Origin of the sequence: Rhodoferax sp. (assembly GCF_023701345.1) — a bacterium.
Classification (GTDB): Bacteria; Pseudomonadota; Gammaproteobacteria; order Burkholderiales; family Burkholderiaceae_C; genus Rhodoferax.
The window spans coordinates 1-13,085 of record NZ_JAMPXE010000095.1 but is presented as its reverse complement, the minus strand read 5'-3'; the positions used below and the strand labels follow the sequence as shown (position 1 = coordinate 13,085).

Genomic DNA, 13,085 nt, shown 5'->3' with positions numbered 1-13,085 from the left:
TGGTTTCGTCGCCTTGCTGGCAGGCCTGGTTGAATCCGCTTTGCCGGCACCGGGCATCTGGCCGGTATTGTTTGGCCTGGGCATGGGGCTGACACTGCTGCTGGCTTTTGGCCTGCCGCCGGTGCTGCAGTTGGCGCAGGTGCCGCCGCTGCGCGTGATTCGCCGCGATGTCGGCGGGCTCAAACCGGCATCGCTTTTGGTGCTGGGCCTGGGCGTGGCGGGTTTTGCCGCCTTGCTGCTGGCGGCCAGCAGCGACCTTAAATTAGGCCTGATTGCGGTGGGCGGTTTTGCCGTGGCAACGCTGCTGTTCGCCGGCTTGAGTTGGCTGGCGGTCAAGTTGCTGCGCGCTGTTGTCAACGATGCCACGGCGCCCACGGCCGTGGTGCTGGCCACCCGCCAGATTGCGGCCCGCCCCGCGTTTGCCGTGGTGCAGGTGAGTAGCCTGGCGGTGGGCTTGCTGGCGCTGGTGCTGCTGGTGCTGCTGCGCACCGACCTGATCAGCAGCTGGCGCGCCGCCTCGCCGCCCGGCGCGCCGAACCGCTTTGTCATCAATGTCATGCCCGACCAGGGCCCGGCCTTCACCCAGGCCCTGAAAGACGCGGGCGTGGCCCAGTTTGACTGGTTCCCCATGATCCGGGGCCGTCTGGTGTCAGTGAACGGGCGCAACGTGAGCCCCGAAGATTACGCGGATGATCGCGCCCAGCGCCTGGTGGACCGCGAGTTCAACCTGTCGCATAGCGCCACCCAGCCGAGTCAGAACGTGGTGGTGGCGGGGCGCTGGCAGGCCAACGAGGCCGGCGCCATCAGCGTTGAGCAAGGCATTGCCGACACCCTGGGTCTCAAGCTCGGCGACACGCTGAGCTTTGACGTCGGCGGCATGCAGACCGCCTCGAAAATCACCTCGCTGCGCAAGGTGGACTGGGCCTCGATGCGGGCCAACTTCTTTGTCATGTACCCGGTGGACAAGCTTGAAGGCGTGCCCGCCACCTACATGAGCGCCTTCAAGGCACCCGAAACAACCGGTTTCGATGCCGCCCTGGTGCGCCAGTTTCCCAACATCACCAGTGTCAACATGACCGCTACCATTGCGCAGATCCAGCGCGTGCTCGACCAGGTCATCGGCGCAGTTGAATTTTTGTTTGCCTTTGCCCTGGCGGCCGGCCTGGTGGTGCTGTTTGCCGCCGTGACCGCCACGCGCGAGGAGCGCGCCCGTGAATATGCCATCATGCGCGCCGTCGGCGCACGCGCCAGCCTGCTGCGCCAGGTGCAGCGCATCGAGCTGGCGGGCGTGGGTTTGCTGGCCGGCTTTCTGGCCTCCCTCGTGGCCAGCGCGGTGGGCTGGGCGCTGGCGCGTTATGTCTTTGAATTTGACTGGGTGGTGTCGCCGTGGGTGCCGCTGCTGGGTGCGCTGGCCGGTGCCGTGCTGGCGCTAGCGGCCGGCTGGTGGGGCCTGCGCGAGGTCTTGAGTCGCCCGGTGGTGCAGACGCTGCGCAGTGCGGCGCAATGAACAATCTCGGCTAAATATAAATCAGACCATTTAAATGGTCTTTTGTTAACATCAGGTTCAAAACACACCACGCACAGGAACACCGACATGGACGCTGTACTCGCTGAAACCTCAATAGGCATCACCGAACTCAAGAAAAACCCGTCGGCCGTGATCCGCGATGCCGGTGCTGACACGGTCGTGATTCTTCATCACAACAAACCCTCGGCCTACCTGGTGCCAGCCCGCAGCTACGAAGCACTGATGGACGTGCTGGACGATCTACAGTTGCTGCCTGTGGTGCGAGAGCGCATTGCGAGCTGGCAAGCCGACCCGGACCAAGTCATCGACGTGAGTCGTGAGGAACTTGAACAGATGGCGCGTGATGTGCCAAAACGCGCTGCCAGGGCTGCAGGCAAATGATGCAAGTCGCCGCGTAGCACCTGCCGCATGTCCAGCTACCGCCTGCAGTTTTTGCCTGAGGCCAAGGCGGAATGGGACAAGCTCGACGGCAGCATTCGCCAGCAATTTGCCAAGGTCTTGCTGCGCCGTCTGGACTACCCGCGTGTGCCGGCGGCGGCGCTCACCGCCATGCCTGACTGCTACAAGATCAAACTGCGCAGCGCGGGCTTCAGACTGGTGTACCAAGTCATCGATGACAAGTTGCTGCTGACAATTGCCGTGGGCATTCGTCACAGTTCCAACGTATTACGCAAAGGTGCTGACACATCGTACTTATCAGCAAGACAGCATCTTTCCGATTGACGGAACGTGGGAAAACAAAGCCCTCTGCTTTGTTGCCGGAAACCGGCTTGGCTTTGCGGTCGTCGCGACATGCGTTCTGCCCAACTACGCAGTCTTTTCGCTCGATCCCTCGCAGTCTGCAAGCCTGTATCGTTACGACGAAACTGGCAATCGAGTCGACAACATCACCGACTGGGCGCTCAAGCAATTCACCACCCACTATGCTGAAGAAATCGGCAAGGGCAAATCTGCCCGCAAGATCAGCAAGGAAGCCATCTTCCACTACTGCTACGCCGTGCTGCACGATCCGCTGTACCGCGAAAATACGCGCCAAACCTCAAACGCGAATTCCCGCGCATTCCGTTTTACCAAGACTTCTGGCAATGGGCCGCCTGGGGCGAAGCCTTGATGCAACTGCACATCGGCTATGAAAGCGTGGCACCGTTTCCGCTCACGCGCACCGACACGCCAGATGAAAAGGTGCGCGCGTCCGGCTTGCCGCCCAAAGCCATTCTGCGCGCCGACCCGGCATCAGGCGGCATCACGCTCGATACCGAAACCACGCTGCGCGGCATCCCGAGCGAGGCCTGGGCCTACAAACTCGGCAACCGCTGCACCATCGACTGGGTGCTGGACCAGTACAAGGAAAAGAAACCCAAGGACCCCACCATCCGCGAGAAGTTCGACACCTACCGCTTTGCCGACTACAAGGAAAAGGTGATTGATCTGCTGGCGCGGGTGACCACCGTGAGCGTGGACACGGTCAGGCTGGCGGATGCCATGAAGGCGGCCAGCCGTTAACCTGAAAAAGTATCGTCTTTGCAAGCGTAGCGCGCCAGTCCATGGCTTCGGAAGTCATGGATTGCTGCACTTCAGCCGGGGCTGAGTTCGTCGAAGGGTTCGCAATGACGATGCCCTTTCACTTCACCGGAATCATCAGGTGCTGGTAGGGCGTTCCTGGCCACATCACATAGGGGACTGACGTGTCAGGGTCCGGATTCTTTGGATACATGTCATAAAAGCCGGCATCGGCACCCACGATCATGACATGGGGTCCGGTCTTGACCCAGTGATTGCCGGCGTCGGGCTTGGTCGCATAGGGATCGGTATTACTGGCGTCGGTGCCACCCGCAAGCATGTACATGAAGCCGACCACGCCGCTGGCAGGCGTCTTGTGACCTATCCATGCCCCCGCCCACTCCCAGGCGGCCTTGTCCATGCACATGGGGTCGGGACCCGGCGTCGCCGGATTGTCCGGCATGCAGGTGAATCCGTTTTTGCCTTCGCGCAAGGTGCGCATCTGGCCGTCCGCGCCCATCACGACGACCGTGGCCGCAGTGCTCACTTTTTTCGGTGCGGCCAGCATCGCGCTCCTGATCATTTTCTGGTCGGCGGCAGACGGTTTAGCCCCTTTTGCACCCATTGGCATATCGGCGCCAATTGCCGTCTGCGTGAACAGGAGGGCCAGGGTGGCGGCCATCGAGGTTATTGCAGGGATCGGAGTTGACATGATTTTTTACTCCTTTGGCATCATTAAAAAATACTTGGCCCGCAAATTTCCATTGACACATGCTGATGTGTCTCATGGCGCCTCATCGGGCGCCGACGCTAGCCGCCGAGGCTGCCTAGGCGGCCTCGGCCCGCGCGATCGTCAGCGGCGCCGTGCCCGACTTGAACATGGATGCCAGCTGCGTGCGCAGCTCTGGCGTGTCGGTGTGGCCGTGTATGGCCACCGCATGCTGCACGGCGGCCTCCAGCAGTTCCTTGTCGTTGTCGGCCGACAACGCGACGGTGCAGTTCATGGTGCTGGGGTATTCGCGGCAATCGATGTATTTGCGTGACATGATGACTCCTTTCAGGGTTGATCTTCTTGACTTTATTCGTGCGGGCAGGCTTGCACCGGACGGGAGCAGTACCTATACTGAATCACAAAAGGAACGCCCGCTGCGAAATCGTGTGACCGCAAGGGCAAAGCGTCAATACGCAGCAATGCGTATGCATGATTCTTGAGGAGCAGCAGCATGATCCACCTCACCCGAAACGACTTTGCCAATGCTTTGCAGTTGCTGGCGAGCGTTGAGGCGCAGGCGGGAAATGTCAATAGCTTTGCGCGCGCAGTGGTACTGGAACTGGGCGACTATGTGGCCAGCGAATTGACGACGCTCTCGGTTTGCGATTTGTTCACCGGCCACTGCCAGCTGGTGGGCTTGCCCGGCGTGCGGCTGGGCACTGATACGATTGCGATGCCGCTTTTCAGCGATCAGCACTCGTTGGTGAGTGTGGTGTTGAACCGGCGCAGACTTGACTTCAGCGAGCGCGACCGCGAGCGGCTCGAATTGGTGCGCCCGCATCTTGCTTTCCTGTATTGCCACGCGCGCCAGGGTGTTGCCACACCGTCTGGCGACAGTGCGCCGCCGAGTCCGGTGCCGGCGCCAGCCGTGAACCCGCCGGGCCTGACGGCGCGCGAAGGCGAGGTGATGCGCTGGCTGGCGCGCGGCAAGACCGATGCGGAGATCGCGGCGCTGCTGTCGATCAGCCCGCGCACCGTGCAAAAGCACCTGGAGCATATCTACGTCAAACTGGGCGTGGAAACGCGCACCGCCGCGGTGATGCGCTCCACCGCATCGTTGGCCATTAAAAATAGCGGTTGACGCCCGCGCCTGAAGGGTTGCAATACGGTTTCGTTCAACAAATCAGGCTGTTCGCCATGAATGCTTCCCGTAAAATTTACGATCAATGAATATTGAAGAAAAACCCGCCTTCGACATGCCGTTCGAATGGATCGGTGGCGAAGAACGCGTGCACGCGCTGGTCGAGCGCTTTTATGACCTGATGGATTTGGAGCCGCGTTACGCCGAGTTGCGGATCGCGCACGGCTCGGTGCTCGACGATGCGCGGCAAAAGCTGTTCTGGTTCTTGTGCGGCTGGCTTGGCGGCCCGCAGCACTACACCGACCGTTTTGGTCACCCGCGCCTGAAAGCGCGGCACATGCCGTTCAAGGTTGGCCTGATCGAGCGCGACCAATGGCTGGCGTGCATGGACCAGGCCATGAGCGAGACGGGCGTGCCTGCGGCCTTGCGCGAGCACCTGAACAAATCGTTTTTTCAGACCGCGGACTGGATGCGTAATCAGGCAACAACGCAAAAAATCGCAAATTTTTCTGGGTCCTGAACAGGGAAACTGGCCAAACAGCCGTTTTTCCTTGCTAGAATAGATAGCTTAGCGGCTGTAGCTCAGTTGGATAGAGTACTTGGCTACGAACCAAGGGGTCGTGGGTTCAATTCCTGCCAGCCGCACCAGAATTAACGTTCTAGAAAAACAGCCTAGAGGCTTATCCCTCTAGGCTGTTTTTCTTTGTGCTTGAATTTCTGCGTAATTTTCCCAAAAAGAATTCTCGTTCATCCGTTGAACGCTCGTGGCGGAGTATTCTTGATTTGGTAGCGTGTGCTGCACCGTTAGACTGGCATGTCAATTTTCTATTGGAGATCATTTAAATGGCGAATGCGCTGTCCTCAAGGCCTCGAGCTGTCGTTTTACTCAGTGGCGGGCTGGACTCGACAACGGTTCTGGCCATCGCAAAAGAGCAGGGTTTTGAGCCTTATGCACTGAGTTTTCGTTATGGGCAACGCCATATCCAGGAATTGGTTGCTGCCGAATCTGTCGCGCGTTCTCAAGGCGTGGCAAAGCATGTGATTGCGCAAATCGATCTGCGTGAGTTTGGCGGCTCCGCGCTGACGGCAGATATTGCTGTGCCCAAGGGCCGGACTGCCGGCGACATGTCAGACGGCATACCAATTACCTATGTTCCGGCTCGAAATACGGTTTTTTTGAGCTTTGCTTTGGCCTGGGCCGAGACCCTGGGGGCCTCGGATATCTTTATCGGCGTCAACGCGCTTGACTATTCTGGGTACCCTGACTGCCGCCCGGAGTACATTGCCGCTTACGAAACCATGGCCAATCTGGCGACCAGGGCGGGCGTTGAGGGCGTTCAAAAATTGAAAATACACACGCCACTGATCAGCCTGACCAAGGCGCAGATCGTCCAGGAGGGCATGCGTCTTGGCGTTGACTATGCAGAAACCAGCAGTTGTTATGACCCGGGTGAGGATGGCAAGCCTTGCGCTGCCTGTGACTCGTGCGTCTTGCGCGCCAAAGGTTTTGCCGAAGCAGGCCTGCAAGACCCGCTGTACATTCGTTACGGGATGGTTTGAAAATGCAAGTCACGACCCACTTCAGTGCCTCAGCCGGGTTTGAGGCGGCAAGACATGTCGATGTGCTGCCGGTAGGCCACCGCTCACGCCGTTTGCACGGACACAGTTTTTTGGCAACGGTGAGGTGCGCGCCGTCTGAAGGATGGGCGCATTTCCCGGGGGGTGAAGTTGACCGGCTCCGAACTGAGCTTGAATTGGCCATTTCGCAACTGGATTACCGTTTGCTCAATGAGCAGCTTGAGCAACCCACTGACGAAAACCTGGCACGCTGGGTTCGCCAAAACCTGCATGTTCCCGGGATTGAGCGGATTGGCATTCAAAGCACGGCGCATGAAGGTGTCGATCTTGACCTCGCCGGTAACGCGCACGTTTGGCGGCGCTACATTTTCCAGTCAGCGCACCGATTGCCCAATGTGCCTGCCGGGCATCAATGTGGACGCATGCATGGGCATGGGTTTGAAGTCATCGTTCATGCCAACCAGGATCTCGGCAGTCGTGATCTGAGCATTGATTACGACCGGCTTGACGAGGTATGGGCACCGTTTCAAAAGCAGCTTGATTTTGCCTGTTTGAACGACTTGCCAGGCTTGCAGAATCCAACCAGCGAAATGCTGTCGAGTTGGTTTTGGGAACGCATCAAGCCTGAGTTGCCAGAACTTTCCTGGATCACGGTTTTTGAAACGGGTTCATGCGGCGCCAACTTTGATGGTAAAAATTACCGGATCTGGAAAGAACTGACCCTTGACAGTGCTTTGCAGCTCAAACGTGCGCCCGATGGCAGCCCTTTGCGGCGGATTCATGGGCATACCTACACCCTGCGTCTTCACCTTTCTGCCCCGTTGGATCAAGTCATGGGCTGGACGGTCGACTTTGGCGATGTGAAAGAGCTGTTCAATCCTATTTTCAAGTCCCTGGACCATCGCCCCTTGCATGAGATTCCCGACCTTGCCGATTGCGACACCGCCAGTATTGCCGCATGGATCCTCAAAAAGGCGCGCGTTCAACTCCCGCAACTCGACCGTGTGGACCTTTACGAAACGCGGGGTTGCGGCGCCATCGTTTCTGTGGGCGGGGAGGGGCCGGCATTGCCGTTGTGACTTATGACCTATACCGTCAAAGAAATTTATTACACCTTGCAAGGCGAGGGCGGCCAGGCGGGTCGCGCCGCCGTTTTTTGCAGATTTACGGGTTGCAATTTGTGGACGGGTCGCGAAGCGGACCGATCCAAAGCGGTGTGCCAGTTTTGTGACACCGACTTTATTGGCACGGATGGTCCCGGCGGCGGGAAATTTGCATCCGCTGAGGCGCTGGCGCAGGCGGTCCTCAAGCATTGGCCCACAGGTGCCGGTGGCAAACCACTGGTTGTTTTCACTGGTGGTGAGCCACTACTGCAACTGGATGAAGCCTTGGTGGACGCGCTGCATGCGGCAGGTTTTGAGATCGCTGTTGAAACCAACGGTACCCAACCCGCACCTCAAGGGCTCGACTGGATCTGCGTCAGCCCCAAGGCCGATGCCGAGCTGGTGTTGCGGCGCGGCACGGAACTCAAGCTGGTGTTCCCACAAAACAACGCGATGCCGGAACGCTTTGCTGATCTCGATTTTCAGCACTTCTTCCTGCAGCCCATGGATGGATTGGACGGTAAAAAGAATACGCAGAAAGCCATCGCATACTGCTTGCAGCACCCCCAGTGGCGCTTGAGCATCCAGACCCATAAAGTCATCGGCATTGCCTGACCGGAAGAAAAATGGAAAAGCGAAGCGCTCTTTTCGCGCTCACTTTTACTCACTTTTAGATTGTCCGCGTCGCCATCAGCAGCACCACCAGCGCTCCCGCGCCACCATCGGCGGGTTTGGCCTGGACAAAAGCCAGCACCTCGTTTTTTTGCACCAGCCAGCTGTGCACACGACTTTTCAAAACAGGTGCCTTGCCGGGTGAACCCAGGCCTTTGCCGTGCACCACGCGCACACAGCGGATGCCTTGCTTGTGCGCCTCGCGGATAAAGATGCTCAGGGCTTCGCGGGCGTCGTCGCGGCGCAGGCCGTGCAGGTCCAGCTGGCGCTGGATGCTCCAGTCGCCGCGGCGCAGCTTGCGCGTCACATCCGGGCCGATGCCGGGGCGGCGAAAGCTCAGGTGTTCGTCGCATTCGAGCAGCGTCGAGACATCAAATTCGTCGCTGATCGCTTCTTTCAAAACCGCTTTTTCATCGCGCTGGTATTGCATGGCAGGCGGGATTTTGGGCTCGACCTTGTGATGCAGCTTGCGCTTGTCGGGCAGCGGTTTGACGGCCCCCGCCGCCCGGATGAACAAGTCCTTGTCGCTGGCGGTTTGTTTCGCTGCCTTGACCTGCTGGCTGGCCTGTAGCTCGCGTTGTTGGGCTTGCTCGGCGATGGCGCGCTTGACCACCTTGAGGTCGCCCAGGGCCTTGACCTTGACCGGCTTCACAGCAAGCCCCGCTCGGCCATGCTCAGCGCCTCGCCCGGGGCCACGATGACGTGGTCGAGCACCCGCACGTCGATCAGGGCCAGGGTGGTTTTCAAGGTTTGCGTCAGCATTTCGTCGGCGCGTGAGGGTTGCACCGAGCCGCTCGGGTGGTTATGCGACAGCACCACGGCGGCGGCCTGGTGGTGCAGGGCGCGCAGCACCACCTCGCGCGGATAGACGCTGGTCTGGCTCAGGGTGCCGCGAAACAGCTCTTCCATCGCCAGCAGCCGGTTCTGCACGTCCAGAAAAAGGACGGCAAATACTTCGTAGGGTCGTGCCGACAGGTGCAACTGCAGGTAGTGCTTGACCGCGTCTGGCGTGGCAAAAACAGTGCGCTCCTGCAGCCGTTGCGACAGGGCACGGCGCGCCAGTTCCAGCACCGCCAACAGCTCGGAGCGTTTGGCCGGACCCAGTCCCTTGACGGGTTTGAGGTCGTCCGCGGTGGCGTTGAGCAGGCCGGCAATGCCATCAAAGCCATTCTGGCCGTCGGCGCCAGGCCTGATGTCGAGCAGCTCCCGGGCCAGTTGAAACACCCCCTTGCCCTTGATGCCGGTGCGCAGCAGCAGCGCCAGCAACTCCACGTCGCTTAAGGCGCCGGGGCCGCGGGCCAGCATTTTTTCGCGCGGGCGGGCATCGGGGGGCAGGTCTTTGAGGGGCATGGTGTGGGCTTTTACAATGTCACCCAGTTTATGCCAGCGCCCCGAAGGTTTTGACCTGGGGGTTATTGCCGGACATGATGGGCCCACCTTCACCGCGACACTGACGCACAGGATTTTCATGACAAGCACTTGTTCCACGATTCAACCCGGCTCTTTTCTGACCCTGCACTACCGCCTGAGCGGTCCGGCGGGCGATGTGGTCAACACCTTTGCGTCCGCGCCTGCCACGCTCACCTTGGGCACGGGTGAACTCGCACCGGCGGTCGAGGCGCGCCTGATCGGGCTGGCCGAGGGCACCCGCACCACCATTGAATTGCCGGCGGGCGAGGCCTTTGGCCCGCGCAGCCCCGACATGCTGCAGTGGATGGCGCGCAAGGAACTCACTGATCTGGGCGGCTCCGATGAAAGCTACGCCGTGGGCGATGTGGTCAAGTTTGTGACACCCGACGGCCAGGGCGAATTTGCCGGTGTGATTGTGGATTTCCGCAGTGACGACAAGGGTGAGGCGGTGCGGTTTGACTTCAACCATCCGCTGGCCGGTCACCCGGTGACGTTTGAAGTGCAGGTGATCGGGGTGTTATGAAGATGAATGCAGGCGTCGAGATTCTTTTGGCCGAGCCGCGCGGCTTTTGCGCCGGTGTGGACCGTGCCATCGAGATTGTGGAGCGCGCGCTGGCCAAGTTTGGCGCGCCCATTTACGTGCGCCATGAGATCGTGCACAACACCTATGTGGTGAACGACCTGAAAGCCAAGGGCGCTATTTTTATTGAAGAGCTCGATGACGTGCCGGCAGGCGCCACGCTGGTTTTTTCTGCCCATGGCGTGAGCCGGGCCGTGCAACTGGAGGCCGCCGCGCGTGGTTTTCGGATATTTGATGCCACCTGCCCGCTGGTGACCAAGGTGCATGTGGAAGTCGCCAAGCTGGCCAAAGAGGGTTATGAGTTCATCATGATCGGCCACAAGGGCCACCCCGAGGTGGAAGGCACCATGGGCCAGTTGGACGGTGGCATTCACCTGGTGGAAGACGTGAAAGATGTGGCGCTGATTGCGCCTGCTCAGACCGGCAAGCTGGCGGTGGTCACGCAAACCACCCTCAGCGTTGATGACGCAGCGGCCATTGCGGCGGCCATCAAGGCCCGTTTCCCGAATGTGCGCGAACCCAAGCAGCAAGACATTTGCTACGCCACGCAAAACCGCCAGGACGCCGTCAAACTGATGAGCCCGCAGGTGGATGTGGTGGTGGTGGTGGGCAGCCCCACCAGTTCCAACAGCAACCGGCTGGCCGAAGTGGCGCGCAAGCTCGGCACGCCCGGCTACATGGTTGACAGTGCCGACGAGTTGCAGCCGCAGTGGTTCGAGGGCTGCCAGCGCGTGGGCCTGACCGCCGGCGCCTCGGCGCCTGAGATTTTGGTGACTCAGGTGATTGAGCGCCTGAAGGCGTTGGGCGCGGTGTCGGTGCAGCGCATGGCCGGCGACCCCGAGAGCGTCAAGTTTCCGCTGCCCAAGGGCTTGCGGCTGAACCAGAATGACGCTGACTAAGCAAAAAAATAGCCGTCATTGCGAGCCGCGCAGCGGCGTGGCAATCCATGACATCCGAATACATGGACTGCCGCGCTAGAGCCCGTCCTGAGCCCGTCGAAGGGCTCGCAGTGCCGAATCCCATCCATCTTCAATTTCAAAATCATGCTAGACATTACCCTGCTGCGCAAAGACCTGGCCCAAGTGGTGGCCCGGCTGGAAACCCGCAAAAACCCGCAAGCCTTTCTGGACGTGACCGCCTTTACCCTGCTTGAGACCGAGCGCAAGAGCATCCAGATTCGCACCGAAGCGCTGCAAGCCCAGCGCAACACGTCGAGCAAGCAGATTGGCCAGCTCAAGGCCAAGGGGCCGGCGGGCGCAGCTGAAGTGGACGCGGTGATGGCGCAAGTGGCAGGCATCAAGGACGAACTGGAGGCCTCCAGCAAACGGCTCGACCAGATTCAGGCCGAGATGCAAAACCTGCTGCTGGCCGTTCCCAATTTGCCGCACGACAGCGTGCCGGTGGGTGCCGATGAACATGGCAACGTGGTGGCGCGCAGCTGGGGCACGCCCAGAGCCTTCGACTTCGAGATCAAGGACCATGTGGATGTCGGCACGCCGCTGGGGTTGGACTTTGAGATGGGCGTCAAGCTCACCGGCGCGCGCTTTACCGTGATGAAAGGCCCGGTGGCACGCCTGCACCGCGCCCTGGCGCAGTTCATGCTGGATGTGCAGACCCAGGAGCACGGTTACACCGAGTGCTACACGCCCTACATTGTCAACGGTGAAACACTCAAGGGCACCGGCCAGTTGCCCAAGTTCGAGGGCGACCTGTTTGCCGCCAAAAAAGGTGGCCAGGAGGGCGAGGCCCAGCCTGACAATACCGCGCTGTACCTGATTCCCACCGCCGAGGTGCCGCTGACCAATTTCGTGCGCGATGTGGTGCTGGCCGAGGCCGATTTGCCCATCATGTTGACCGGCCACACGCCGTGCTTCAGGTCCGAGGCGGGCAGCGCCGGGCGCGACACCCGCGGCCTGATTCGTCAGCACCAGTTCGACAAGGTCGAGATGGTGCAGATCGTGCACCCCGACAAAAGCTATGAAGCGCTCGAGGCCATGACCGGCCACGCCGAAGCCATCCTGCAAAAGCTCGGTTTGCCCTACCGCGTGATGAGCCTGTGCACCGGCGACATGGGTTTTGGCGCCAGCAAAACCTACGACCTTGAAGTCTGGCTGCCGGCGCAAAACACCTACCGCGAGATCAGCTCTGTGTCCAACTGCGAGGCCTTCCAGTCGCGCCGTCTGCAGGCCCGCTTCAAGAACGCGCAGGGCAAAAACGAGTTGGTGCACACGCTCAACGGTTCCGGCCTGGCGGTGGGCCGAACGCTGGTGGCGGTGCTGGAAAACTACCAGAACGTCGATGGCTCGGTGACCGTGCCAGAAGCCTTGCGGCCGTACCTGGGTGGCCTGCAAAGCCTGCGGGCCTGAGCGAGCAGGTGACACTGATGGATGAGATGCTCGCCCCGCAGCTCATCTGCCTGATCGGTGCCGAGTGCACCGGCAAAAGCAGTTTGGCGCCAGCCCTGGCGGCGCATTTTGGCGGGCTCTGGGTGCCTGAGTATTTGCGCGCATTTTGTGAGCAGCAGGGTCGCACGCCCAGGATGGACGAGCAGGCAGGCATCATGCGGACCCAGTTTGAGCAGGAAGAACAGGTGGCCGCTCAGGCCCGGCAAGCAGGCTGCGCTTATGTGTTTTGCGACAGTGCGCTGCTGCTCACCGCCATCTACAGCGACCATTATTTTTCAGACCGTTCACTTTTTGACTGCGCCCACGCCCTGCACGTGCGCTATGCGCTGACACTGCTGTTGTGCCCGGACATCCCCTGGCAGGCCGATGGTCTGCAGCGCGAAGCAGAAGCGGTGCGCGCCGCTGTCCACACCCGCATACAGCACGAATTGCAAGCCATACATGTGCTCCATATTG

General features: G+C 60.3%; 16 protein-coding genes, 1 tRNA gene and 1 pseudogene. 14 read left to right on the top strand and 4 right to left on the bottom strand.

Annotation, left to right across the window (positions count from 1 at the left end; genetic code table 11):
* The 4 genes and pseudogenes from NDI87_RS12680 to NDI87_RS17505 all read left to right on the top strand — a co-directional run.
* Positions 1 to 1,507 (top strand): FtsX-like permease family protein (locus tag NDI87_RS12680; RefSeq protein WP_366028854.1); only part of this gene is annotated, 1,507 nt, incomplete at its 5' end.
* 87 nt (positions 1,508 to 1,594) lie between these two features.
* A complete protein-coding gene (locus tag NDI87_RS12675; protein WP_296275634.1) occupies positions 1,595 to 1,909 on the top strand; it encodes a type II toxin-antitoxin system Phd/YefM family antitoxin in 315 nt (104 codons plus the stop codon).
* Positions 1,910 to 1,936: 27 nt separating this feature from the next.
* On the top strand, positions 1,937 to 2,251 hold the full coding sequence (locus tag NDI87_RS12670) for a type II toxin-antitoxin system RelE/ParE family toxin (protein ID WP_296275633.1): 315 nt from the start codon (positions 1,937 to 1,939) through the stop codon (positions 2,249 to 2,251).
* Positions 2,205 to 3,031, top strand: a pseudogene (locus tag NDI87_RS17505) (type ISP restriction/modification enzyme). The gene NDI87_RS12670 and the pseudogene NDI87_RS17505 overlap by 47 nt, the downstream one beginning before the upstream one ends.
* Before the next feature lie 118 nt (positions 3,032 to 3,149).
* On the opposite strand, the gene NDI87_RS12655 reads toward NDI87_RS17505, so the two are convergent.
* Complete coding sequence (locus tag NDI87_RS12655) at positions 3,150 to 3,740, bottom strand: hypothetical protein (RefSeq protein ID WP_296275631.1); 591 nt, start codon at positions 3,738 to 3,740, stop codon at positions 3,150 to 3,152.
* Positions 3,741 to 3,855: 115 nt separating this feature from the next.
* Positions 3,856 to 4,074 (bottom strand): DUF1059 domain-containing protein, encoded by a 219-nt coding sequence (locus NDI87_RS12650; protein ID WP_296275629.1) that lies wholly within the window; start codon positions 4,072 to 4,074, stop codon positions 3,856 to 3,858.
* Positions 4,075 to 4,251: 177 nt separating this feature from the next.
* On the opposite strand from NDI87_RS12650, the gene NDI87_RS12645 reads away from it, so the two are divergent.
* The 6 genes from NDI87_RS12645 (at position 4,252) to queE (ending at position 8,177) form a co-directional block, all read left to right on the top strand.
* Positions 4,252 to 4,881 (top strand): helix-turn-helix transcriptional regulator, encoded by a 630-nt coding sequence (locus tag NDI87_RS12645; protein WP_296275628.1) that lies wholly within the window; start codon positions 4,252 to 4,254, stop codon positions 4,879 to 4,881.
* A gap of 85 nt (positions 4,882 to 4,966) precedes the next feature.
* Positions 4,967 to 5,401 carry a group II truncated hemoglobin gene (locus NDI87_RS12640; protein ID WP_296275627.1) on the top strand — a complete coding sequence of 145 codons (435 nt, stop codon included), beginning with the start codon at positions 4,967 to 4,969 and terminating at the stop codon, positions 5,399 to 5,401.
* Between the two features lie 51 nt (positions 5,402 to 5,452).
* Positions 5,453 to 5,529: transfer RNA gene (locus NDI87_RS12635), tRNA-Arg, on the top strand.
* A gap of 195 nt (positions 5,530 to 5,724) precedes the next feature.
* Positions 5,725 to 6,441 carry a 7-cyano-7-deazaguanine synthase QueC gene (gene queC, locus NDI87_RS12630; RefSeq protein ID WP_296275626.1) on the top strand — a complete coding sequence of 239 codons (717 nt, stop codon included), beginning with the start codon at positions 5,725 to 5,727 and terminating at the stop codon, positions 6,439 to 6,441.
* A gap of 2 nt (positions 6,442 to 6,443) precedes the next feature.
* Positions 6,444 to 7,538: a 6-carboxytetrahydropterin synthase gene (locus NDI87_RS12625; protein WP_296275625.1), complete on the top strand. Its 1,095-nt coding sequence runs from the start codon at positions 6,444 to 6,446 to the stop codon at positions 7,536 to 7,538.
* A gap of 3 nt (positions 7,539 to 7,541) precedes the next feature.
* Positions 7,542 to 8,177: a 7-carboxy-7-deazaguanine synthase gene (gene queE, locus NDI87_RS12620; protein WP_296275623.1), complete on the top strand. Its 636-nt coding sequence runs from the start codon at positions 7,542 to 7,544 to the stop codon at positions 8,175 to 8,177.
* Between the two features lie 55 nt (positions 8,178 to 8,232).
* Here the strand turns inward: queE and NDI87_RS12615 are convergent, their stop codons facing one another.
* Positions 8,233 to 8,886, bottom strand: a complete 654-nt coding sequence (locus NDI87_RS12615; RefSeq protein WP_296275622.1) for a Smr/MutS family protein — start codon at positions 8,884 to 8,886, stop codon at positions 8,233 to 8,235.
* The gene (radC, locus tag NDI87_RS12610) at positions 8,883 to 9,584 is read right to left on the bottom strand and encodes a DNA repair protein RadC (RefSeq protein ID WP_296275621.1); all 702 of its coding nucleotides are present in this window, start codon (positions 9,582 to 9,584) and stop codon (positions 8,883 to 8,885) included. The genes NDI87_RS12615 and radC overlap by 4 nt, the downstream gene beginning before the upstream one ends.
* Positions 9,585 to 9,702: 118 nt before the next feature.
* Between radC and NDI87_RS12605 the strand changes: the two genes are divergently transcribed.
* The 4 genes from NDI87_RS12605 to NDI87_RS12590 form a co-directional block, all read left to right on the top strand.
* On the top strand, positions 9,703 to 10,167 hold the full coding sequence (locus NDI87_RS12605) for an FKBP-type peptidyl-prolyl cis-trans isomerase (RefSeq protein WP_296275620.1): 465 nt from the start codon (positions 9,703 to 9,705) through the stop codon (positions 10,165 to 10,167).
* 2 nt (positions 10,168 to 10,169) lie between these two features.
* Positions 10,170 to 11,123, top strand: a complete 954-nt coding sequence (ispH, locus tag NDI87_RS12600) for a 4-hydroxy-3-methylbut-2-enyl diphosphate reductase (RefSeq protein WP_296275635.1) — start codon at positions 10,170 to 10,172, stop codon at positions 11,121 to 11,123.
* Positions 11,124 to 11,267: 144 nt separating this feature from the next.
* Positions 11,268 to 12,590 (top strand): serine--tRNA ligase, encoded by a 1,323-nt coding sequence (gene serS / locus NDI87_RS12595; protein ID WP_296275619.1) that lies wholly within the window; start codon positions 11,268 to 11,270, stop codon positions 12,588 to 12,590.
* A gap of 17 nt (positions 12,591 to 12,607) precedes the next feature.
* Positions 12,608 to 13,085 (top strand): ATP-binding protein (locus tag NDI87_RS12590; protein ID WP_296275618.1); only part of this gene is annotated, 478 nt, incomplete at its 3' end.

Coding starts and splice junctions, on each gene's coding strand:
- NDI87_RS12605 (WP_296275620.1), top strand. CDS start 9,703: ATGACAAGCACTTGTTCCACGATTCAACCCGGCTCTTTTCTGACCCTG.
- serS (WP_296275619.1), top strand. CDS start 11,268: ATGCTAGACATTACCCTGCTGCGCAAAGACCTGGCCCAAGTGGTGGCC.
- NDI87_RS12655 (WP_296275631.1), bottom strand. CDS start 3,740: ATGTCAACTCCGATCCCTGCAATAACCTCGATGGCCGCCACCCTGGCC.
- radC (WP_296275621.1), bottom strand. CDS start 9,584: ATGCCCCTCAAAGACCTGCCCCCCGATGCCCGCCCGCGCGAAAAAATG.
- NDI87_RS12670 (WP_296275633.1), top strand. CDS start 1,937: ATGTCCAGCTACCGCCTGCAGTTTTTGCCTGAGGCCAAGGCGGAATGG.
- ispH (WP_296275635.1), top strand. CDS start 10,170: ATGAATGCAGGCGTCGAGATTCTTTTGGCCGAGCCGCGCGGCTTTTGC.
- NDI87_RS12645 (WP_296275628.1), top strand. CDS start 4,252: ATGATCCACCTCACCCGAAACGACTTTGCCAATGCTTTGCAGTTGCTG.
- queE (WP_296275623.1), top strand. CDS start 7,542: ATGACCTATACCGTCAAAGAAATTTATTACACCTTGCAAGGCGAGGGC.
- NDI87_RS12675 (WP_296275634.1), top strand. CDS start 1,595: ATGGACGCTGTACTCGCTGAAACCTCAATAGGCATCACCGAACTCAAG.
- NDI87_RS12640 (WP_296275627.1), top strand. CDS start 4,967: ATGAATATTGAAGAAAAACCCGCCTTCGACATGCCGTTCGAATGGATC.
- queC (WP_296275626.1), top strand. CDS start 5,725: ATGGCGAATGCGCTGTCCTCAAGGCCTCGAGCTGTCGTTTTACTCAGT.
- NDI87_RS12650 (WP_296275629.1), bottom strand. CDS start 4,074: ATGTCACGCAAATACATCGATTGCCGCGAATACCCCAGCACCATGAAC.
- NDI87_RS12625 (WP_296275625.1), top strand. CDS start 6,444: ATGCAAGTCACGACCCACTTCAGTGCCTCAGCCGGGTTTGAGGCGGCA.